A 22,018-nucleotide genomic window follows, 5' to 3' on the forward strand; every position below is an offset into this window, starting at 1 on the left:
TTTTGAATATCATGCAGTCCCCTTACTCCGATATTCCCTTGGGCTGCACCCGGATTTTTTCTTAAACACATAACTGAAATAATGGGGATCCTTATATCCCACCTCCTGTGCGATCTCTCCGGACGACTTGTCCGTCTCGCGCAGGAGTTTTTTCGCTCTGTCAACACGTTTGCAGGTAATATACTCTACAAACGTCTTCTGCATATTCTGGCTGAAAATTGCGCTTAAATAGTTGGCACTCATATTCACCGCATCCGCTACTTCATTCAGGGAAATGGTCTCTTTATAGTAATTCTCATCAATATAATCCAGCACTTTCCTCATGGCGCTGTTGCCCTGAGACTCATTCTTCTCATCCCTGATATCAATGGCACTCTGAAGAATGTCCACACAATACCCTGCCACCTGCGATGCCTTGATACTGGTATCCTGATATTTTCCCTCGATCCGTTCTGTATAACCCTCTTTTTCCACACCAATGGATTCCAGATACATAATAGTTGTAAACCGAATATGAAGCACCACATAATCCCGGAACATTCTGGACTCCAGTGCCTTACTCATTCCACCCAGATATCCCTGAACGAACTCCTGGATCTCACTGCTGCTTCCTTTTGTGAGAAAATCCTTGATGATCTCAGGATTCAGCTGTGAAGAATCCACTGCTGCCAGCCGGTTCTCCCCCTGCGAGTTTACATAACTTTCCAAAGTTTCTTCTGTAAGCACATGAAGCCCCGGCACCATAAAACGATATGCAAAATAATGATTCACACTCTGATAACACTGGGAAAGCAAGCTCAATCTCTCCACTGGTTTTCCTACAGCTACATACCAGTCCATCTGCTCTTCCCCTTCGCAGGTCCGCTTCACATACTCCACGCAATTATCTGTCAGCTCCGGAAGCCGGGACAATTCCCCCTTTACCAGAACTCCGTAACTGTTTACATTCCAGCGGAAAAGCAGATACTGGGGATAGCGGAGAAAATAATGAAGCACTTCATCCTGTTTCCGAAGAAAACCTGCCATCTTGTCCTTATTTTTCTCCTGTAAATACAGGAAAAGCAGATTATATCCTGCTGCCGTAATTTCTATAGACTGACGCTCTGCCTCATCATAAATCTCCTTAACCGACAGCTCCCCCTCCAGAATTTTTTCCATAAAACGCCGTCTGGAAAACTGCTCATACTCCTGGATCTCATTCTGAAACTGGGTGCGGTAGTCCTCCTGCTCCTGATCCTGCTCGATCTTATCTTTCAGTTCAAGAAGTACATTTTTCAGCTTCATTCTGGTAACCGGCTTCAGCAGATACTGGTCAACACCAACTTCAATTGCCTGTCTTGCATATTCAAAATCATCATAACCACTGATAATAATAATCTTCATCCGCGGAAATTCTTTGCTCACAATTTTACTTAAGGAAAGCCCATCCATAAAAGGCATTTTAATATCCGTGATCAATACATCCGGCTTCGTCTTACGGATCAGGGGCAAAGCCATTTCCCCATCTGCTGCTTCCCCTACAAAACGGTATCCGAACTGATCCCAGGGAATCCTGTCTCTGAGCCCTTCGCGGATCACCGTCTCATCTTCAACCAGAAATACCTTCCGTAACATTTTCTTCCTCCCAAACGTTCTCCTGGGTATACACCCGCTCCGGAACATAATATGCTTTCTCTATTTCTTTGCCATCTTCCATATCCTGAATGATCTGCTCCACGTATTTTCCCTGGTCAGGATTACACTGGACATCAATGTTGATCTCCCCGTTTCTCACCAGCTCCACGCCCGCATCCACTGCGTCAAAGGAAATTACCGTAATATCGCCGTCCACTCCTGCAGTTTTTCCTGCTTCTCTGATGGCTTCAAGAGCACCAAAAGTCATGTCATCGTTCTGTGAAACCACCACATCTATGTCCTCATACTGATCCAGAAGCCTTGCCATCTCTTCTTTTCCTTTTGCTGTGGTAAATTCTCCGTCTACCTGCTGCAAAATGTTCCAATTGTGCTGCACCTTTGCCACTTCATTGAACCCACGGGTTCTGCCGATGGTAGCGGAGGCACCTTTGGTTCCTTTCAGCACTACAATGTTAATTCCGTCATCTTCCCTGCCCTGCTTTTTCATGTAATCCTCAAGCCAGTAACCGGCATCCTGTCCTTCGCGGACAAAATCGGAACCAACCCAGGAAGCATAGAGGGAGTCATCATCCACAGAAACCTTACGGTCTATGAGAATTACCGGAATCCCGGCATCCTTCGCCTCCTGAAGCACAGTGTCCCAGCCAGATTCCTCAATAGGAGAAAGTACGATATAATCCACCTGCTGGGAAATAAAGCTTCGGATGGCCTTAATCTGATTGGCCTGTTTCTGTCTGGCATTGTCAAAAATCAGCATGTAGCCGTTTGCCCTGGTGAAAGCGTCCTGAATGGACTGAGTGTGGGCACTTCGCCATACAGATTCGCTTCCCACCTGGGAAACACCTACTACGATCAGATTGTCGTCCTCCGCAGGAGTTTCCTGCACTTTACTGCTGCTCAAAGGACTTCCCAGAAGAACCAGTGCCACAAGCACAAACACAACCGGTGCCACAGCCCAGATGTTTTTTCTTATAAACTGTCTCATACGCCTGTCTCCTCCTGCTGTGGCCGTCCACCCTCAATTATCTTATTGGCATTCTGCTGTTTCGGATTACTTTTTATTTTTTTATTTGCGTCAAAATTCACGCTGTTGCCGCCTTCAGCCACTTTTGCTGTATCATTCCCTGTTTTCTCAACCGGAGCTTCCAGAATAGCCGGAATTACAATCTCCACTGTAGTTCCCTTACCCTTCTGTGACTGGATCTTCATTCCATACTCCGGTCCGAAATACATGTGGATACGCTCATTTACATTTGCCAGACCAAACCCCTTCTCCGTCTCCTGGCAGGGCTTCTCAATCTGCTGACGAAGCTGTTCAAGCTCTTCCTCATCCATGCCCACACCATCATCCCGGACAGTCAGACGGATAATATCTCCCTCTTTCTCCCCATGAATGTGAATACATCCCTTAGCACGCTTATACTTAATGCCATGATAAAGCGCATTCTCCACTACCGGTTGAAGAGTCAGCTTCAGAATCTGATATTTATAAATTACCTGATCCAGCTGAATGTCATATTCCAGAATATCCCGGTAACGCATTTCCTGGATCTGGAGATAACTGCTGATATGCTTCTCTTCTTCCTTAATGGAGATAAATTCCTTCCCTTTGCTTAGGATCTCACGGAAAAAGTCTGACAGGGTAACAACCATGGTCACCGCTTCGTCCGGCTCATTGGACTCGATCAGCCACACAATGGTGTCCAGCGTATTATAAAGAAAATGAGGCTGGATCTGCTCCTGAAGAAGGCGCAGATCTGCTTTTCGCATTTTCCGCTCGTCTTCCTTCACCTTATCGATCAGAGACTGCATGCTTCCTGCCATTTTGTTAAAGCTCACTGCAAGCTCAGCCACCTCATCCTCGGAATCCGCCTGGGCTCTGGCATTAAAATCACCCTGAGCGATTTTCTCCGTAGCCTGGTTCAGCTGACTGATAGGCTGTATAATACCGGAAACGATCATCACCGCGCTGACTGCAACCACAATGATCAGCACGCCGATCAGCACACTGCACACCACCATAAACCGCCTGATCTGATCCTGCAGGGTATCCGTGACCTTGTCCATATAACGTGTCTGATAATAAATATAATACTGAATATCGTCCTGGATTAATTCTGTCAGAATGTAAATATTGTTGTCCAGCTTCTCAATATTCTCATTATATCTGCCACCGGCAGAAATGCTGTCCACAATATCGTCCACCCTTTTTTCCAGGGTATCGATATTGCGAAGAAGGCTCTCCAGCCACAGCTTGCTCTCAGATTCTGTGGTAATGGCTGTCAGTCTGGTAAACTCGCTGCGTAATTCATCTATTAAAGTATATGGATTCTTAAGACTTTTGTCTGTTTCGATGGTATCCAGAGTGACGTAGCCAACAACCAGCTTATACAGGCTCTCGTCCATCTCTTCTTTGAAATTCAGATTGTAATTGTTCGCTACAGTCATGTTGCTTACGATCTCATCGTAGGTATTGCTGTAGCTTGCCATCGAGGCAAGAAGATACATCACAAGAAGAATAAACGGCAGTGTTACCACTGCCGCCAGTGTAAGAATTTTCTTTTTCATAAAGTAAAACTTACCCCCACTCCCGCAGGTCCCCCGACCTGCAAATGCTCCTGTTCACGCTCTTTACCAAAAACACTTCGCCGAACAATACCGCAATATAATACATTATAATAATCCATGCCTACTGCACCGTCTCAATCATCTTCCCCACATAAGAATTCTGCACAAGCATAGGCTGTTCTGCTGCTCTCTTCATTTCCACCTGGATATTGCCTTGAATATCCTGCAAACACTCCAGAAGCAGCGGATTGAAGGTTCCGCACTCACCAGCCAGAATCATCTCCATAGCCTTCTCATGGGAAAATGCTTTCTTATATACGCGCTCACTTGTCAGTGCATCATATACATCCGCAACAGAAACCACCTGGGCTGCAATCGGAATTTCTTCCCCCTTCAGACCATCCGGATAGCCCTTGCCGTCATAGCGCTCGTGGTGCCATCTGCAGATCTGGTAAGCCACCTTCACAAGCTCCTCATCCTGATATACCCCAAGACTCTTCAGCATGGAAGCACCGATCAGGGTATGCTTTTTCATTTCCTCAAACTCTTCATTTGTCAGTCTGCCTGGTTTATTCAAAATCTTCTCGTCGATTCCCACTTTACCAATATCGTGAAGGGCAGATGCTATTGTGATCATGTACTGGTCAGACCATTTCAGATCATATTTGTCTGTTTTCTGCATCAGTCTGTCCAGCAGAAATCCGGTCAACATCTTTATGTGCTGAACGTGCTGACCGCTCTCTCCATTACGAAATTCTACGATATGGCTGAGAATATCTATCAAAATTTGACTATTTTTTCTTTTTCGCGAATTTGATCCGTTACAAGTGTGATTAGGCGCCTCTGTTTTGCGTATAATTTAATAGTATTATATACACGCCGGTAAACAACTCTGGCATCAAACGGACGGCTGATATAGTCTGAAACTCCCATTTCATACGCCCGGCGTATATATGATTCTGTCTCCTCACTGGAGATCATGATGACCGGAATGTCCTCAATCCAATGGTTCCGGTTCATCTCCTCAAGAACTGCAAAGCCGTCCATGCCAGGCATTACAATATCAAGCAACACCAGTGAGATTCCTGCACCATACTCCCGAAGCACGGAGAGACATTCCTCCCCATTGCTTACTTCCATAGTCTTAAAATCATGGTGCAGAATCTCCGCAAGAATATCACGGTTCAGCTCAGCATCATCCACGATCAGAATCTGCTGTTTCAGCTCATCACGATTAACCTCTGCGCCGTCTGCATTTCCATCTTTTATCTCATTAGACTCGGTTACCACCAGATTCTTACGGGTTTTCGCCTGGTACATAAAACGGTCAGCTCTTCCTACCACACTTCCGATTGTTTCATCTGCCCCGGCAATTGTACCTCCAATGCTCACAGAAAGCTGAATCCCTGCATATCCCGGCACAGCAGCCAGATGGATCTTATCATGGATTTCCTGCAGTCTTCCGGCAAATTTCACTTCCGTTACTCCAGGAAACACCAGAAGAAACTCATCCCCACCATAGCGGATCAGAATATCATCCTTACGGATATGCTTGCATATGGTTTCTGCAACAACAGTCAGTGCCATATCCCCGACATTATGTCCATATGTGTCGTTATAAAGCTTAAAATCATCCAGATCGATCATGGCAATTCCAGCCGGTCCCATCTGGGACTTCAATTCTTCTTCATAATAACGTCTGTTGTATGCCTTCGTAAGAACATCCTGATACAGTCTCTCGTTATATCCGGTAAGACTGTTGATCAGGCGCTCATGGTCTTTCCGATCGATCAGACTGTTTTTGTCCATTTTCTTCAAAAGCTCCATTACATAAGGCTTACCGTCAATTTCCAGATATTTAGCCATGATCTGATAAATGTCATCTCCAATAAATTCCAGCTTGCACAGCTCTGCCTTCCGTAAAAAGGCTTCCATTGCCACACAGCCCTGGCAAAAATGCCCTATGCACAAATCTGCTTTTTTTGTCTGTCCGCCCTCTGCTGCCAACAGACCTTCTGCATTCAATTTCTCCAGTTTTTCCTGGTCAAGAAGCCTTACAAAGTTAAAAACCCTACGGTAACAGACCATCTCGTATTCTGCCTGCTCCATGGTGATTTTGTAATCTGATACCATACTTTATCCATCCTTCTTCGTTGTAAAGCATATTTGGACAATAAGCTTTCTCAACTCTTCCTCTGTATATGCAATATAATCTGGTTTTTCCATACCTTCCGGAACCGTATAACGGTGATGGTTCATCCAGATGGTCTTCCATCCGGCATTTTTTGCACCTGCAATGTCATTCTCCAGAGAATCCCCGATCATAAAAGTATTCTCCGGCTCCATCCCCCATTTTTCTTCTGCCATGCGGAAAATCTGTACATCCGGCTTTGCCACTCCCACGCCTGCAGACACGATCAGCTGATCCTCTGTAAACCATTTATCAAGTCCCAGTGTGTGAAACTTCTGAACCTGATGGGAAAAAGGTCCGTTGGTGATCACGCCCATTTTCACTCCGGCAGCTTCGCATTCGTCCAGCAGTTGTGTCATTACCCCTGAAACATGAAGATGAGACTGATTCTCTTTATATCTCTCCTGGAAGAGCTCTGCCTGCTCTCTGGTAAAGGGAATTCCCAGGTCTTTCATAGTATTTTCAATTCTGTAAATCCGGGATTCATGAATGGAAACCTGTCCACTCTCGCTGAACAGAAACATTTCAGCGCTTCTTTTCCCGAAAATCCGGTAAAACAGCTCCGGATCCGGAAGCTTCCTGCCCAGACTGAACTCACAGGCTGTAAGCAACGGCTCCATCTGACTATATAAGGTATCATCTATATCGAAAACCAGAAATCTTGCGTTGTTCATTTTACTGACTCTTTTCCTTTTTCGTATAACTCTTAAAAATATTATGCTGCAATCTGCAGACAATAAAATAATTATACCTTTTTAAGGTAGGTTACGCAATCTATTATTCAGTTTTCTATGTGTTTTCTAACTATTTCAAAGCAGAGTATATTTGAAAAATCTGTTTCGCAACCGGCATGCCTCGCTTTGTGGGAAATTTTGCCCGAAAAAAGAGGTCCACCTTTTTTACAGATGAACCTCTCTCATTCTATTATTTATTTTATTCACATTTCCGAAGCTTTTTAATTCCAGCCCTCGCCGTACTGGAGACCTGAGCCGCCTTCGTTATTCTCCCAGTCTTCCAGAAGATTATCATCCTGGCTGCTTCCCTGACCGTCACCGTTGTCCTTGGAATCCGTACTCTGTGTATTTGTGTTCTCGCCAAGAGTTACAGTTACTGTCTCTTCTTTGTAACCTTTTCCATCCGGAACCTCAATGGTAAGCTCTACATCCTCACCAGGCTCGTAGTAGGAAAGGAAATCAACCAGCTGTTCCTTGGTTGTAACAACCTTGCCTGCAAATTTTGTAATGATGGATTTTGCTTCAATACCAGCCTCATCAGCTGCACCGCCTTCTGTTACGTCTCTTACAAGAACGCCTTCCGGAACACCGTATGCTTCACTTACTGCACTGTCAACACTCCGAACTGTGATTCCCAGAACACCGTGGTTATCAACTTTATCTCTGGTCTCCTCATTCATCAGGCTCTCCAGCGTATCTGTTACATCAGAAATTGCAATTGCATAACCGATACCCTCAACCGCTGTGGAAGCAAGCTTTGCAGAGTTGATACCAACAACCTCACCGTTCATGTTCAGAAGAGCACCACCGCTGTTGCCTGGGTTGATTGCTGCATCTGTCTGGATCAGGTTTGTAGCGGAATTGCTGTCGCTGTCATAATCGCCGACTGTATCATCAGAATTCAGCTGACGGTTCTTGGCGCTTACAATACCGGTTGTTACGGACTGACCATAACCAAGTGCGTTACCAATTGCAACAACCTGTGCACCAACCTTCAGGTCATCGGAATTACCGATAGTTGCAATCGTAATGGCATCCATTGTATCGCTGTCAATATCATCCAGGGAAACTGCTACAACTGCAAGATCCCTCTCGCTGTCGTAACCTTTTACCTTAGCCTCACATGCTGTGCTGTCACAGAAGCCAACAGATAAAGTCTCCGCACCTTCTACTACATGATAGTTGGTTGCGATCAGAAGCTCGGAATCGTTCTTACCAATGATAATACCGGAACCGCTTCCCTGTACTTCTCTCTGCTCAGGAGAGTAAGCACCGTACTGACCAAACATTCCGTAGTAGTTCTGAACCTCTTCTACAGATTTGGTTGTAATGGAAACGATACTTGGCATTGCCTCTTCTACAATATCAGATACATCAAGGCTACCCTTTGCTGTACTCTCATCTTTGCTGTCATCCTGGGAATCATCCGATTTCTTCTCGGATTTCAGCAGCTCAACTTTACCTTCGCTTGCTGCCTGTACGTTCTGCTCATAGCCTGTCAGATAGTTAACTCCTGTATATGTCCCTGCTGCAAGGCCGCCTGCCAGTACTGCGCAAAGACTAATGCTTGCTGCCTTTTTAAGTTTTCTCTTTAATTCTTCATTTCTATTCTTCATGATAAAAGCCTCCTTTAGAAACTCTTTTATGTTCTTTTCATTTGATAGTTCACAGTATAGAGACAATTTGTGTTCTCTTTGTGGGAAAAATGTGTTTAAATTGTTAAATTCCGCCTTTTAATATTAGAGCGTGTTTGAAAAATCATTCCCGCAATCTGCACGCCCCACTTTGCGGGAGATTTCACCCGAATTCGGTTGCCGTAGCCCGCTACGGCGCCCTCATCCGAGCGAAATCTCCCACAAATTGTGACGCACATCTTGCAGAAAGCCTTTTTCAAACACGCTCTAGCATTAAAAAACCCGGACTGCAAGGCAATCCGGGTAAAGAACAATCATCTTTATTTGTTCGGCATGATCCAGAATTTCATGGTCGGGTAGCTGAGAACTACCTGAACCAGAATGTTCAGAACATTTGCGAGTGTAGGTGCAAGTGCTTCGGAAATACCGATGTTTACGAAAAAGCTCTGGCTGTAAGCCGGAAGTGCTGCGGATACAAGCACCAGCACAACTGCAAGTACAATGTATTTCGGTACAGCCTTCTCAAACGCTGCATTGGATTTGAAAACCAGATTCTTCTGTACAAAGAAGTTTACGGTCTGAGCTGCTGCAGTTGCAACCAAAAAGCTTAAAAATCCACATAAACCAAGATTGGACTCGATATTATCTGCGTAATTGAACACCAGAAACTTAAATGGTGTATTTGCAAAGCTTTTGAAAATAAAACCGGTGCACAGCCACATGATAATGAAGTTTGTAATAGTTGCGCAGTTGGATAATACGTTAAATTTAATAAACTCCCAGATGTTTGGGTGATCTTCGATTAACTGTTTGATTTTTCCCATAATGATACTCCTCCTATTTCTGCTCTTCCAGATCTTTCTCATACTGCTTGTTCAGCTTCTGGTTTCTGAAAAATCCGCTGATTACTTTTCCAAGTCCGCTGAAATGACCGTTTACAACCTTTAGAAGTCCCTCTACCATTTCCATGGAAACCATACCGCCTGTCATCTTGGCGATTGCACGGAATGGCATGTTGTACTGGAACAGGGTGTTCAGATCCGGAATTCCCGCTGCCTCGCTCTTTTTCAACTTTTCACCCAGCTTCTTACAGATGAAGCGGGCAATTCCGCTCTTCGCGTAATACATCTGGCAAAGGGCATCGTTCATGCCAAGCTCGCCGCTCCAGCTTCCGTCCGGAATGGAATGTCCCAGGATCGTCTCGTACTCCTCATTTCCGATCTGCTGGATTTTTCCCTCCACGTAAGAAGAAACGCGGTTAGTATAGTATGGCATTACCTCAGTGGTTCCGATAATGGCAAGAGAATCCTGAAGACGGATATCCGCACAGCTTGCACCGATCATAATGCTGTAAACGCCGCCTTCTACTTCCCATTTATTTGTCTTCATATTCCAGTAACGGAATGTCTTGTCGTCGAACTTAATGGTAACGGTTTGCTCCTCGCCTGCCTTTAAGAACACCTTGGAAAAACCTTTCAGTTCCTTGACCGGGCGGAAAACTTTTGCTCCCGGAAGTCCTACATAAAGCTGGGCAATCTCTGCACCATCATACTTTCCGGTGTTGCGAAGGGTAAACGTCGCCCCATCCGGCTTCACCTGAAGATTGTCATATTCAAATGTAGTGTAGGAAAGACCATATCCAAATGGATAGTTTACCGGCACACCTGCGGTGTCGAAGTAGCGGTATCCTACGTAAATTCCCTCTCTGTACTCAGAGTTCCGCTCCTGTGACGGATAGTAATTGTAAGAAGGAGTATCCTCATATTTCTTAATGTAAGTTTCAGCAAGCTTTCCGGATGGGTTGACTTTACCGGAAAGAATATCAAGCACTGCACCTGCACCTGCCTGACCCATGAGAGCGGTGTGAAGCAGGGCTTTGAAATGATGGTGCCATGGCATTTCAATAACAGAACCTGCACTGATGATACCAATCATGTTTGCGTTGGCTTTTGCCAGCTCCTGGATCAGGTTGATCTGGTTCTGCGGAATGCGGAGATGCTTGCGGTCAAGACCTTCTGTCTCGCTTTTCTCGTTCAATCCGAAGAAAAACAGAACCACATCAGAACGGCGGGCAAGATCTACGGCCTCTTTTTTCATAGCTTCGTCTTCCTTGCCATCGCGCTGATAACCGCGTACAATTCCAGTCACAGAGATTCCGCTGGTCTCCAGCATGTCCTTGATGGAATCTACTTTTGTGGAATTTACCATGGAAGAACCTGCGCCCTGGTATCTTGGGTCAAAAGCGAAGTCACCGATTATGGCTGCCTGAACCTTCGCTCCAACCGGAAGGATTCCGTCCTCATTTTTCAGAAGAACTGCACTGTTCTCGCAGGCAAGACGTGCCAGCTTGTGGTGCTCCTCATGAAGGGCTTTCTTGTCTGCCACTTTTTTATAATGCTTTGCATTCTCGGTGGTGGTAAGTACCAGATCAAGAAGCTCGTCTACGCGCTCGTCAATGTCCTTCTCGCTGATCTTGCCGCTTTCTACGCTGGCAAGAAGCTCTCTTGCTGCATCAAGTCCCGGAGTCGGCATTTCCAGGGTAGAACCGTTCTTTACACCGAGAGAATGGTCGTTAGAAGCACCCCAGTCAGTGATAACAGAGCCTTCGAAGCCCCACTCGTCACGGAGAATGTCTTTCAGCAGATGCTCGTTTTCGTTGGCGTAAACACCGTTTACCTCGTTGTAGCTGCTCATAACCGTTTTCGCGCCACCCTCTTTGATGGCAATCTCAAAACCGGTGAGGTAAATCTCACGGAGAGTTCTCTCATCTACCACTGCGTTCATTGCCATACGGCGAAGCTCCTGGCTGTTTACAGCGAAATGCTTTGCGCAGGCTGCTGCTCCTGTGCTCTGCACACCGCGGATAAAAGCAGCTGCCATTTTTCCGGAAAGATAGGGATCCTCGGAAAAATACTCGAAGTTACGTCCACAGAGAGGATTTCTCTTAATGTTCAGTCCAGGTCCAAGAAGAACGTTTACGTCTTCTTCCATGGATTCTTCACCAAGGGCAACGCCTACTCTCTGCTCCAGCTCTTCATCCCAGCTGTTTGCCATAGCTGCCGCTGTAGGAAAACAGGTTGCCGGTACTGCTGGATTGATTCCCAGATGATCTCCTGCTCCAGCCTGTTTACGCACACCATTCGGTCCGTCTGAACAGAAAATCGCCGGGATATCCAGACGCGGGAAATCTCTTGTCTGCCACTCGCTTTTTCCGCTGAGGAATGCGGCTTTTTCCTTCAGGGTCATGTTATCTATGATATTCTGATATTTCATGCTTGTGATCGCTCCCTTCTATATTGCCATAAATATAACATAACCCCGTCTGTAAAAGACGGGGTTATCACAAACTGTCAATATATTGCACAAGATGCATTAAAAAACCATTTATTTTTATCCCAGCACTTTCTGCAGCGTTTTCTCCAGCACCTGCAGATTCACAGGCTTGGAAAGATGTCCGTTCATACCGCTTGCCAGGGAACGTTTCACATCCTCGTCGAAAGCGTTGGCGCTCATTGCGTAAATCGGAATCTTTTTGCAATCCTCACGATCCAGATTCCGGATGGTCCGGGTTGCTTCCAGTCCGTCCATTTCCGGCATCATAATATCCATAAAGATCATATCGTAATATCCGGGAACGGATTCTTCCATGCGCCGCACAGCTTCTTTTCCGTTAACTGCCTGCTCGGTTTTAATTCCGTAATTTTCAAGGATAGTACAGATAATTTCCATATTCAGCTCATTATCCTCAACCACCAGGATTCTTTTTCCCGGGAAGCTGATCTCCTCCGGCTGGCTGGTGACCGTAGTCTTCTCTCCGCTTACCGGCTGAAGCTTCACGTTAAAGCTGAAGCTGCTTCCCTTACCAGGCTCACTTTCCAACTTAATATCGGAATCCATCATCCGCACAATTCTTCTGCTGATGGCAAGACCAAGACCAGTGCCCTGTTTTCTTGCATTTTCAGAATTATCCGCCTGCTCAAACTGCCGGAAAATAAGCTGCTGTTTCTCAGGTGCAATTCCAATTCCATCATCCCTGACCTGAAAATACAGATTGGAAAAGCCTTTCTCTTCTTCTGTCTCGCGAACGGTCAGCCACACATGTCCATCTGGTCTGGAATACTTCAGCGCATTTCCCAGAAGATTTACCAGAACCTGGTTCAGCCGCAGGGAATCTGCCATAAACCAATGGTTTTTCAGCTGGATATCTGCTATATACTGAATGTTATTTTCGTTCAGCTTCGCTTCCAGCAATGGACGAAGTCCCTGTATCATCTCCATGAGATTGCATTTTTCTTCGATCAGCCTCATCTTTCCGCTCTCGATCTTGGACATATCCAGAATATCGTTGATAAGTCCAAGCAGATATTCCGAGGAGTACTCGATTTTTCTCAGACAGTCGATCCGCCGCTCCTCAGTCTGTCCATCTTTCAATGCAATCTCCGTCATACCTATAATACCGTTCATAGGAGTACGGATCTCATGAGACATACGGGCCAGGAAATCCGATTTCGCCTTGGCAGAAAGATCGTGACGCTCCAGATTCAACCGGTTTTGAATAATTGCGCTGATTTCTTCCAGACACTTACACTCTTCTTTTTTCTCCAGAACATCCTGGTCAATGTCCCGGAATACAATACTTCCGGAATACTGTCCGTTATCTGTCATATGGAATACAATATCGTTTCTGCCTGAAGCAAAAGGCTGAATCAGCGGCTCTTTCCATATGCTTTCCCCGGAAGTCAGAAGCTGCTGCATTTCCTGTGTCTCCACAAAGTGCTGGTATTGCTTCTCAGAACAGTGGACCATACCGTCCCAGCCATCCTTTTTCTCCCAGGTTTTCCAGCAGTACAGCAGGTTATTTACCATATATTCCCCGTTGAAATGGGTGATCACAATGTCTGTCAGATGGTATTTCTCCTGCAGCTTCAACGCCAGAATATCCAGAACCACAGAAGTATCACCATCTCTGTCAAACAGGTTCAGAGCTATAGAGGAAAGTGTCATTTCCTTCAGACGTTCCAGAGAAGCCACCTCCGCAAATGCCACATCAACCGCACAGGCTTTTTCCACCGTTGAAAGCTCCTCATAGAACATGATTTCCTGCTTTCCATGACGTGCAGCTGTAAGAGCAGTCTTCGTCTGTTCAAGTGCCTCAGACAGCGAATTTCTGCTTCCTGTAACTGCGATTCCGCATTTCAGGGAAAGAGACAGATACTTCTCATCTGTAAGCGCCCTAAAATCCTTTTCCAGTCTCTGCACACTACTCACGATCGGTCCGGTCGTACATACCGGCAGCCATATCAGCATCTGGTCTGCACCAGCCCTGATATAAATACCACCGTTTAAACCGTCCTCCTGGAAGCGCTTCGCCAGCAGACCGGCAAACTGCTCCAGGATAATATCTCCGAAGATCAGGCCATAGCGCTCATCGATTTTGGAAAACTGCTGGATTTCCAGAAGTACCAGTACTCCTTCCGGGTCATCCCGACACAGTGTTTCCACAACTTCCAGTCCGCTTCCAAGGCGGTAAAAAGATGTAATGGAGTCATAAATCTGCTTTCTTTTCTGCGCCTGCTCCAGAAGCTTGTGCTGATGCACATTGTGAATACAGCCAACGACCCTGCTGCGCTCTTTATTCTCATCAAAAGTAATGCTTCCGGATAGATTTACCCACTGAAATTCTCCATTGGCATGCTGCAGACGAAAGTCAACATCCAGAACGCCGTCTGAGCTTTTTACTGCGTTCACCAGCTTTGCCTTATCTGCCGGATGGATACTGTCATTATCAAGAAATTCCGGATGCTTTCCGCAGTCCCATACACCGTCATTGCCTTTACTGTTAACTATTTCCAGCAGTTTTTCCTTACATTTGTAGGTAAAAAAGGCATCCTGGGAACTTTCTACCGCAATCCGATAGCGCTCCTTTTCCTCCAGAAGCTGATTCTCTGTCTGCATCTGGGTATCCGTCAGATTCTCTATCACTTTATGGAGCTCATCAAGCTCCTGAATACCTGACTCCTGAAAACCGTGAATTCCCTTCACTCCGCCTCGTACACTCTCCACCAGATGGTAAACCGGTTCCGTCGCATACTGGACAAGAAAATAAACCAGAATAACCGCCATCAGGGCACTTCCCAGAATCGCTCCCAGAATTCTCTCATAAACATCGGAAATCAATCCATACACAGAATCCTCTGTAACAAAACCGCACAATGCCCACTGCGTATCTTCATACGGCACATTTCTGCTGTACTGCGTAAGCAGTATCAGAATAGGAAGAAAAAATATCCGGCAGTTCTTCTGCTCCTACTTCTCCGTTCAAAGAGCTGTTGACTGCTTCCTCAAGGTCGGATACGGAACCCTGACTGTAGCTCTCCACGTAGATACCCTCCTCTTTTCCAACGGAGGCGTTAAATTCCTTTACAAGGGTGTCAAACATTGCCTGTTGGGCACCGTTGTAATAATGCCAGATCGTCAGGGACACCGGGTGATCCGAATCCAGCTTTACAGATTTACCGCTTCCGTCCTTGCTGCTTCCACAACCAGCTAAAGATGCGGTCATTATTGCGATTAACATCATTGCCACACATTTTTTCTTCATACTCTTTTACTCCCTCACGGCACCTGATACCGCAGCTTAACTCAATATATACTTCTGTCTGCAACACTGTCCAAAGACCTGCTGCCATGGCAGACCAGAGCGTGTTTGAAATCCCAAATCCTCATAACAAAAAGCCCCTGCAACAGGTAAAATGCATCGCTGACTTCTACGGAATACAATATCCTTTCCGGCGTTTTTACATGTCACATGGGTAAATTTATAACGCATAGGCTTATTATAGGAAATGTGAGAAAAAGAATCAATAAATATTCATGAAAAAGGACAGAAAATATTTCATTCCTGTCCTTTCAAAATATACGTTATTTCACAGTCACCTTACACTTAACTGTTTTCTTCCCTGCTTTCACCGTAATTACGGCTGTTCCTTTTTTCTTTGCAGTAATTCTGCCCTTGGAATCTACCTTTACTACCTTGGAGGAGCTGGATTTGTAGGTGATTTTTTCTTTGCTTGTTACTGGTTTTAAAACCGGTTTCAAGGAATATTTCTGATTTTTCTTTAATTTCAGTGTTTTCGGCACACCTGTAATCTTTGTGGTTTTTACAGCGCTTTTCTGGACTTTTACGGTAACAGACTTTTCATATCCGCTGTTCAGGTATATGTGAATACGGGTTTTGCCTGTAGTTTTACCGGCGGTAATGTTACAGGTTCCATCTGAACTAACAGATACATCTGCAATACTCCAGTTATCAGTACTCCAGGTGGAAATGAAATCTCCCTTTGCAAGCCCGGTTACTTTCAGACACTTCGTCTTCTGTCCGGTCTTCAGCACAATACTGGACTGATTCAATTTCATTGTTGGCTGCAGTCTGTCCCGGGTAATTTTTGTTTCCTGCTCGCCGCATGCACTGCAGGTACGTGTCTGGACTTCTTCCTCATCCACAGTTGCTTCCTGTGTTACTGCCCATGCAGAAAATTTATGTCCGGTTGCTTTTATTGTAGTTCTATTTTCCGTATCGCAATATCTGCAGGTGTATTCATCGACTCCATCATCTGTACAGGTTGCATCTTCATGCCATGTCCTTACCCAGCTATGTCCGGTTGCCGGAATTGTCTCTTTCTTTTTGTCGCCACATCTTCTGCAAGTATAAGTTTTTTCTCCGTCACTTTCACAGGAAGCATCTTCTGTTGTTTCCCCACGGTTCCAGTCATGACCAAGTGCCGGTGTTTCTTTCGTATAGTAATCACCGCAAAATTCACAGATTTCTTCTTCAGATCCTGAATAGGTACAGCCACTCATTTTTATCACATGTGACTTGTAGGAATGGGTATGGTTCGGATTGTAACTGTAATATACGGTTGTATTTGAATCACAAATGTATCTGGGCTGCCATGTGCTACTATTTGCATAGCAGCGGATACTTCTCAGCTTGGCACAGTTTTTAAACGCATTATTTCCTATAGATGCCACACTTGCCGGGATTTCTATGGTTTCCAAAGCATTACATTTGCCAAAAGTCTGATCTCCAATTCTGGTCAGACCCTCTGAAAACTTTACGCTTGTCAAGCTGGTACAGCCCTGGAATACACCGCTTCCGATGCTCGTTACGCTTGCAGGAATAGTTATGCTTGTCAAACTGCTGCAATTCCAGAATGCCTGAACTTCTATAGAGGTTACCGTTCCCGGAATGGTTACACTTGTCAGACTGGTGCAATTGCCAAATGTCATACCATCTATGGTTGTTACACCTTCTGGAATTGTCACACTTGTCAGATTGGTGCAGCCGGTAAATGCGCCGGAACCAATGCCGGTCACTCCTTCAGAGATAACCACGCTTGTTATTTTAGTGTTGCCAGCAAATGCATCATCTGCGATGCTTCCAGTTCCGGAAATTACCAGTTTCCCATCATCTGACAAGGTGTAGGTAATTCCTGTGTCTTCTCCATCTGAAAAAACCAGGGTTTCGTCTGCTGTTGCCGCTTCCTCATTCTGCCATTCTGCAGCTGCTTCCATGCCAGGCGCATCTGAGAATGAATCCTCTGACGGCTGATCCTCCGCCTGATCCATCTCCGGAGTCTGAACCTGTTCCTGAACCTCATCCTGATTATCCAGACCCTCATTCTCCACTTCGTCAAATACTGCTTCTGCTACTTCCTCAGAAGAAAAATCAGCTCCACTTACTGCCAGTGCTGCTCCGTCTGCACTTGTGATTGCCAGCAGCAATGCTGCGGCCAGTGCCAGTCGTCTGTTTCTCATACGCTTTACCTCGCTATTCTTTTTTTCGTCTTTTCAAACACACTCCAGAGGCAAAGATTTTTCCATTAATATCTGCTGTATAACACTAAACACTTCCCCAAAATGGATAACCTGCTATTCTGCAAATGAGCCCGCAGCATACTCCCTCCCAAAATTTGTCAGACGATTAATTTAATGATAGCGTAAAACCGCATTTAAAACAATTAACTAACAGCATAGTATAGACGATAATATCAAAAAAAGACAGAGAATCTTTCATCTCTGTCCAAAAGTTTGGTCTCATAATTATAGCAATGCACAACTTTTATACATTACAAGCCTACCGTTCACAACGTAAACCAAAACTATTTCTTCAATGTTTCATTCATACTTCCCATGCGGTATCCCTGGAGATCCATGGTCACGTATGTAAAGCCATATTCTTTGAAGGCTTTCACGATCTGGTTGCGGTTCTCCAGGACTTTCTGGAGTTCATCTGGCAGTACTTCAATTCGTGCCAGTGTACCATGAATACGCACACGTAGCTGATGAAATCCCAGATCCAGAAGAAGCTGCTCTGCCTTATCTACCATGCCAAGTTTCTCCTTCGTGATGGTCTCGCCGTACACAAAACGGGAAGAAAGACAGGCGAAGGACTGTTTCTCCCAGGTGGGAAGACCAAGATCTTTGGACAGGGCACGGATGTCCGCTTTATACAATTCGCTGTGGCGCAGCGGGCTCTTAACTCCAAGCTCTGCAACAGCCTGTAAACCAGGTCTGTAATCACCATTGTCGTCCATGTTGGAACCCTCTGCCACTGCATTCAGCCCCTCTTTTGTGGCAATGTCCCAGATTTTCTCAAATAATTCTTTCTTGCAGATATAGCAACGGTTAGTCGGGTTCTGGCAGAAGCCCTCAATTTCCAGTTCTTCAGACTCTACTGTAATGTGGCGGATTCCTTCCTTCTCACAGAAGGTCTTCGCCTCTTCCAGTTCTCTCTTCGGGAAAGAACAGGACATGGCAGTAATCGCGATACATTTATCCCCCAGCACATCGTGTGCTGTTTTCAAAAGAAACGTAGAGTCCACCCCGCTCGAAAAAGCCACAGCCACACTTCCCAGACTGCGTAAGTATTCTTTTAAAGCTTCGTATTTATTCTGCTGCTCTTTGGTTGCAGTGATTTCGCTCATATGATTAGCCTCCTGTGGCAGTAAATTTAGTCTCTCCCCAGCTCCATCTTTCCCTTTCAGACAAAAAATATCCTTCGCGCAAAGAGCTGGGACGATTTTGATTTATGTTACTATAAAGTACTCTAGTATGTCAATAGGATTAGTCGTAGTCAGGTTCAAATATACTATATCAGTTACTGTTCACTGGTAACGGAGCCAATCTTCGTCCTTCGCATAGCCTCTTCTACACTGATAAGTCACAAAACATAAATCTTTAAGCGCTATATACAAAAAAGAAGTCAACATCAACTAATGATATCAACTTCTTTTCATCATTCTTAATTTAAACGCCAGGTTCATTCCTCCTGGCGTTCTTTCAGTCTCTGTTCAGCCGCAATCCGCTTGGGATGTTCCGGCGGGTAGCATTCCCGGAAGCCTTCCACGGCGGCTTTCAGATATATATCTTCTTTTTCTTCATCTCCAAGTGCACGGTAAACGCGTGCCAGATTCCAGGTAGGCTCTGCAACTGCCGAACCTACAAGTCCATTTTCCTTCGTAAGCTCCAGTGCCTCTGTCAGATATGGGATCGCTTCTTCCGGCTTTCCCAAGTCCAGGTAGACTACACTCATATTGTTATCCACCATCAGAAGCAAAGAACCCTCACGATAGCCATTCTTAAGCAGCTGATTGCGAACCGCAAGATGACATGCCAACGACTCTTCCCTTCGTCCGGCGGCATTATACATTCGTGCCAGTTCCTCTGACAGGGCAGAATACATCTGATTTTTCTCACCACAGTACATTTTGCACCTGTCCGTTGCTTGTTCCATACAATAGGCAGCTTCTTCCATATTCTGATCCATAGCTGCAAGCTGACCACGAAGCTGCCATATTGCATACTCACTCTCACCCTGACGCTTTCTTTGTATCTGTTGTATCTGCTCTATTTTTTCCAGACAATCTGCCAGCTTTTCTTTTTCCTGAAAAAACATATGACATTCTGCTTTTGGATAAAGAAAATCCAGTATTCTCTGGCTATGCCCCCATTGTACACACATGAGGATTCCACGTTCTGCCCACATTTCAGCCTTTTTCACATTAAGCTTTAACATCTGCATATTCGTCTGCAAAAGCGCATATCCAATTTTATAATCAATATTATCCTTCTGTTGAAAAATTAAATCACAGATCTCCCGGTAACACTCATAATTACTGTTCTGCTCCAACCTATTGCAAAAATCACTTATAGCAAACAACATCCATTCCGATGATAGCGTTCTCTTTTTCAGCTGTTCGCGGAAGAGTTCTATATATTCTTCGTTTTGTTCAGGTTTTGTCTCTGTCAGACACGCTACCATAAACTTCGTCTCATTGGAAATCTCTGCACATCTTTTTTCCAGTTCCCGGATTTTCCCGCACATAGGAACCGGCAGCTCCAGATATCGGGCAGCCTCTGCCGCCAGTGCCACAAGCTGGTCACTGACCGCACCCTGCACTCTGGATATCCCCTGAAAGACAAGCCACGCAATTTCCTCCATGCGGGAATCCTCGTCTTTCGGTGCCTGTTTCGGGAAAAAGCACTTCCTGACCCGCTCCCAGAATGGCTGAAACTCTGCTTCTAAAAAAGCCTTTGTACACAGACTCTCTGCAATTACAGGATGCATACGGTAACCATTTCCTGTATCTTCCAACCATCCGAATTTCACCAGCCTGCCAAGTGCCTTTCCAAGAGTTTCATTTTTCTTCAAAAATCCCTGAAAAAACATCACTGTAAAGTTCTGGTCAATTTCCTGATAGGGCAAAAGCGCGAACATCCTTGCCAGCTGGCTTCCTGTTTCTCCAATATCAGCCAGTCTGTACAGCCCACGGTACATATCAATGAGTCCGGACTCTTCTGCAACATCATTCCAATTATTCTGCAGCTCTTCTTCCAGATAATCCCAATTTCCGAAATAGTAGGTCCCCGCTTTTCCAAGAAGCTTCAATGTCAGAGGATGCTGAAAAATCTCTTTTTCCAGCAAACGACTCAGCCGGTCTTTTTCCTCTCTGGAAAGTATTTTGTTGTAATTGTCACGAAAAATCAAACTTAAGGCACTCTTTTGCGGTGCCTTTATGCCAAATGTAGTAAACCCATCCAGATGTTTCTGACGTGAAGTAACAAATATGGTGCACGGCAGATCTTTCAGCTCTGACAGGTAAGGATCTTCCTCTTCCGTATGGTTCATATTATCCAGAAAAAGCACTGTTTTTTCCTGATGCTCTTCTGACAAGTGATAGATACCTTCGTGAAATCTTTCTTCCACGCTCTCACCAGTAAGATTCAGAAAACTTCTGGAAAAGCTGACCGCCAGATTCTCCTCATACTGAACAGCTGCGATCCGGCACTTTACTTCTTCCTGCTCAATCCAGCTCACAAGCTGACGCATGAGTTCTGTTTTTCCAATTCCCCCAATTCCGGAAATCAGATACTTTCCGGAATTGAAGAACATCTCTTTCAAGTCATATAACTCTTCTTCTCTGCCAAAGAAATGACTGGCTTTCACAGATTTCCGGAACAATTCACAGTTTCGTAGAGTAAGAAAACTCTGCCTGGTCTCTCCGGAATTCTGGTAAATACAATTCCAGATATGCTTCGGTTTTAAGTCCTCCCGGTTCCTTACCAGTTCCATTTTCACTTCTGACATTTCCGGACCTGCCATTGCATGCAGACAAAGCATGGTAAAGAACCAGGCAGCCCCAAAGGATCTGGAAAAATCCTTCTGCTTTTTCTCTATGTAATTGATCCAGAAAGTCAACTTTTCTCCACACTCTCTGGACAGCCATGGATCTGATTCCATGGCCATGTCCAGAAATTTTCTCATCTTCTGCACAAACACAGAATGGTTATAATTTTTCTCTTTCAGGAATTTTTCAAAAATCAGTATCTGACTGCCAAATGTCTCCGCATTCAGGCATTCCAGCACTTCCTGCAGATATACCTGGTACAGGGGAAAGCTTTCCTTGCGGTTACAGAATTCCGAATGATAGCGGTTCTGGCTTCCATCCTTTCGAAAAATCATTTTTCCGTGTCTGGTGCTTTTCCACTCATAGAGAAGATATTCATCCCAGAATCTGACCAGAGTCAGACCCTTTTTACTTTTTTCTCCCAGAATTCCGGTAGAATAGACCGGATAATCTTTCACGGTAAACAACCGATATAAGTTTTTCAGCGAAAGCAACACATTTGCCTGCTCATCTTTTTTCATGTCACGTTCTCTCCGGTTGTAAACACAGTTCCTTTTTTATTACTGT

Annotated in this window: 14 protein-coding genes and 1 pseudogene; 1 reads left to right on the plus strand and 14 read right to left on the minus strand. The window is 45.1% G+C overall.

Annotation, left to right across the window (positions count from 1 at the left end; translation table 11 throughout):
• Positions 1 to 9: 9 nt before the first annotated feature.
• The 8 genes from AB5706_RS08205 to AB5706_RS08240 form a co-directional block, all read right to left on the minus strand.
• Positions 10 to 1,614, minus strand: a complete 1,605-nt coding sequence (locus AB5706_RS08205; RefSeq protein WP_173718023.1) for a response regulator transcription factor — start codon at positions 1,612 to 1,614, stop codon at positions 10 to 12.
• Positions 1,589 to 2,620 (minus strand): ABC transporter substrate-binding protein, encoded by a 1,032-nt coding sequence (locus AB5706_RS08210; RefSeq protein ID WP_368365984.1) that lies wholly within the window; start codon positions 2,618 to 2,620, stop codon positions 1,589 to 1,591. The genes AB5706_RS08205 and AB5706_RS08210 overlap by 26 nt, the downstream gene beginning before the upstream one ends.
• Positions 2,617 to 4,203, minus strand: a complete 1,587-nt coding sequence (locus AB5706_RS08215) for a sensor histidine kinase (protein ID WP_173769141.1) — start codon at positions 4,201 to 4,203, stop codon at positions 2,617 to 2,619. Before AB5706_RS08215 ends, AB5706_RS08210 begins: the two co-directional genes overlap by 4 nt.
• 121 nt (positions 4,204 to 4,324) lie before the next feature.
• Complete coding sequence (locus AB5706_RS08220; RefSeq protein WP_325064487.1) at positions 4,325 to 4,987, minus strand: HD-GYP domain-containing protein; 663 nt, start codon at positions 4,985 to 4,987, stop codon at positions 4,325 to 4,327.
• Entirely contained in the window at positions 4,984 to 6,336 is a 1,353-nt protein-coding gene (locus AB5706_RS08225; RefSeq protein ID WP_368365985.1) for a diguanylate cyclase, read from the minus strand. Before AB5706_RS08225 ends, AB5706_RS08220 begins: the two co-directional genes overlap by 4 nt.
• Positions 6,337 to 6,339: 3 nt before the next feature.
• On the minus strand, positions 6,340 to 7,068 hold the full coding sequence (locus AB5706_RS08230) for an HAD family hydrolase (protein ID WP_173770585.1): 729 nt from the start codon (positions 7,066 to 7,068) through the stop codon (positions 6,340 to 6,342).
• Between the two features lie 281 nt (positions 7,069 to 7,349).
• A complete protein-coding gene (locus tag AB5706_RS08235; RefSeq protein ID WP_148461379.1) occupies positions 7,350 to 8,744 on the minus strand; it encodes a S1C family serine protease in 1,395 nt (464 codons plus the stop codon).
• A gap of 95 nt (positions 8,745 to 8,839) precedes the next feature.
• A complete protein-coding gene (locus tag AB5706_RS08240) occupies positions 8,840 to 9,022 on the minus strand; it encodes a DUF6783 domain-containing protein (RefSeq protein ID WP_442973711.1) in 183 nt (60 codons plus the stop codon).
• Here AB5706_RS08240 and AB5706_RS23085 point away from each other — a divergent pair.
• Positions 8,939 to 9,373, plus strand: a pseudogene (locus tag AB5706_RS23085) (DUF6783 domain-containing protein); the annotation flags it as partial. The gene AB5706_RS08240 and the pseudogene AB5706_RS23085 sit on opposite strands and share 84 nt — an antisense overlap.
• Before the next feature lie 226 nt (positions 9,374 to 9,599).
• Here AB5706_RS23085 and AB5706_RS08250 read toward each other — a convergent pair.
• The 6 genes from AB5706_RS08250 to AB5706_RS08275 all read right to left on the minus strand — a co-directional run bounded on the left by AB5706_RS08250 (position 9,600) and on the right by AB5706_RS08275 (position 21,972).
• Complete coding sequence (locus AB5706_RS08250) at positions 9,600 to 12,035, minus strand: glycoside hydrolase family 3 C-terminal domain-containing protein (protein ID WP_173770584.1); 2,436 nt, start codon at positions 12,033 to 12,035, stop codon at positions 9,600 to 9,602.
• Positions 12,036 to 12,152: 117 nt separating this feature from the next.
• Positions 12,153 to 15,002 (minus strand): ATP-binding protein, encoded by a 2,850-nt coding sequence (locus tag AB5706_RS08255; RefSeq protein WP_368365986.1) that lies wholly within the window; start codon positions 15,000 to 15,002, stop codon positions 12,153 to 12,155.
• Entirely contained in the window at positions 14,992 to 15,363 is a 372-nt protein-coding gene (locus AB5706_RS08260; RefSeq protein WP_173770582.1) for a hypothetical protein, read from the minus strand. The genes AB5706_RS08255 and AB5706_RS08260 overlap by 11 nt, the downstream gene beginning before the upstream one ends.
• A 320-nt stretch (positions 15,364 to 15,683) precedes the next feature.
• A complete protein-coding gene (locus AB5706_RS08265; RefSeq protein WP_368365987.1) occupies positions 15,684 to 17,579 on the minus strand; it encodes a leucine-rich repeat domain-containing protein in 1,896 nt (631 codons plus the stop codon).
• A gap of 344 nt (positions 17,580 to 17,923) precedes the next feature.
• Entirely contained in the window at positions 17,924 to 18,748 is an 825-nt protein-coding gene (larE, locus tag AB5706_RS08270) for an ATP-dependent sacrificial sulfur transferase LarE (RefSeq protein ID WP_195408836.1), read from the minus strand.
• Positions 18,749 to 19,083: 335 nt separating this feature from the next.
• Positions 19,084 to 21,972 (minus strand): tetratricopeptide repeat protein, encoded by a 2,889-nt coding sequence (locus tag AB5706_RS08275; RefSeq protein ID WP_195589562.1) that lies wholly within the window; start codon positions 21,970 to 21,972, stop codon positions 19,084 to 19,086.
• Between the last annotated feature and the right edge of the window lie 46 nt (positions 21,973 to 22,018).

Source organism: Ruminococcus sp. RTP21484sp1_RTP21277st1_D2_RTP21277_210401 (genome assembly GCF_040924225.1).
GTDB lineage: Bacteria > Bacillota > Clostridia > Lachnospirales > Lachnospiraceae > Blautia_A > Blautia_A faecis.